Here is a 579-nt window from a genome sequence, read left to right on the forward strand (position 1 = left end):
ATGAAGGTGACCCCGATCTACTGAGCCGGTCCTGCGGTCGAATCGGGGTCAGATCCGTTTCCGCAGGAAAACGGATCTGACCCCGCAGTGGTTGCTGCTCTTGCCGGCCAGCGGCCGGCGCTACCACGGGTGCAGGGCGCGGCCCTGCCAAACCCGCCCTATCGCCCCGGCAACTGCGCGAACGCGCGCTGCATGCAGTCCTCGCGCGGGCACACCCGGCACCCCGGGCCGATCGATACCGAATTGCCCGGGCTCTGCACATCCAGCCCCAGTGAATACACCAGGCGTTCGGCATGCTGCAGGTCGCAGCCCAGCGCCACCGCGAAGGTCTTGCGCGGTTGGCCATGGCCGACCGGGCCACTGCTGACCTGCCGCGCCAGCCAGAAATGACGGCGGCCATCGGGCATGCGCGCGGTCTGGGTGAGGATGCGCCCGGGTTGGTTGAACGCCTCGTAGACGATCCACAGCGGGCACGATCCACCCACCTGCGAGAAGTGGAAATCGGTGGCCGAATGGCGCTTTGAGACGTTGCCGGCGCGGTCCACGCGGATGAAGAAGAACGGCAGGCCGGGCGCGCTG

1 protein-coding gene is annotated in these 579 nt (G+C 68.0%); it reads right to left on the reverse strand.

The window, feature by feature from the left end:
* Positions 1 to 158: 158 nt before the first annotated feature.
* On the reverse strand, positions 159 to 579 hold a 421-nt coding region (locus RCG67_RS17145), incomplete at its 5' end, for a helix-turn-helix domain-containing protein (RefSeq protein ID WP_368828009.1).

The sequence above is a fragment of the Kocuria cellulosilytica genome (assembly GCF_040981245.1).
In the GTDB taxonomy this organism is placed as follows: domain Bacteria; phylum Actinomycetota; class Actinomycetes; order Actinomycetales; family Micrococcaceae; genus Kocuria; species Kocuria cellulosilytica.